Source organism: Planosporangium flavigriseum (genome assembly GCF_011947225.1).
Classification (GTDB): domain Bacteria; phylum Actinomycetota; class Actinomycetes; order Mycobacteriales; family Micromonosporaceae; genus Planosporangium; species Planosporangium flavigriseum.
This window is the reverse complement of record NZ_JAATVW010000067.1, coordinates 1-714: the sequence shown is the minus strand read 5'-3', so window position 1 is coordinate 714 and position 714 is coordinate 1. Positions and strand designations below refer to the sequence as shown.

1 protein-coding gene is annotated in these 714 nt (G+C 70.4%); it reads right to left on the bottom strand.

Translation table 11 applies throughout. The annotated features are described in order from the left end of the window. Window positions 1-701: AMP-binding protein (locus tag HC028_RS26840; RefSeq protein ID WP_275941405.1), on the bottom strand; the 701-nt coding region annotated here is incomplete at its 3' end. Between the last annotated feature and the right edge of the window lie 13 nt (window positions 702-714).

Sequence of the window (714 nt, the reverse complement as noted above, 5' to 3'; positions counted from 1 at the left end):
GGGTGCGCCGCGAGGAGCGCTTCGATCTCGCCCAGTTCGATGCGGAAGCCCCGGATCTTGACCTGGTCGTCGGCGCGGCCGACGAACTGCACCACCCCATCGGCAGACCAGCGCACAATGTCCCCGGTGCGGTACATCCGCTCCCCGGCCTCGCCATACGGATTCGCTATGAAACGCTCCGCCGTCAGCCCCGGCCGACCCAGATAGCCACGCGCCAGACCGGCGCCCGCGATGCACAGCTCCCCCGGCGCACCCGGCGGCACCGGCCGCAGATCAGCATCCAGCACGTACACGCGCATGTTGTCCAACGGCCGGCCGATCGGCACCACCTCCGGCACGGCGTCGAGGTCCGGCATCCGGTACGACGTCGCGAACGTCGTCGTCTCCGTCGGCCCGTACCCGTCCACCACCACCAGCCCCGGGCAGGCTTCCATGACCCGGCGTACCGCCCCCGCCGGCACCACATCCCCGCCGGTCCACACCTCCCGCACCCCGGCCAGACACTCCGGCGCCTCCTGCGCCACCGCCCGGAACAACCCCGACGTCAACCACAGCCCGGTAACCCGGTGCTCGGAGATGCTCCGCCGCAACGTCTCCACATCCAGGTCCGCCGGCGGAGCCACCACCACCGTGCCGCCGTTGAGCAGCGGCACCCATAACTCATAGGTGGAGGCGTCAAAGGCCAGCGACGAGTGCAGCAACACCCGATCATGG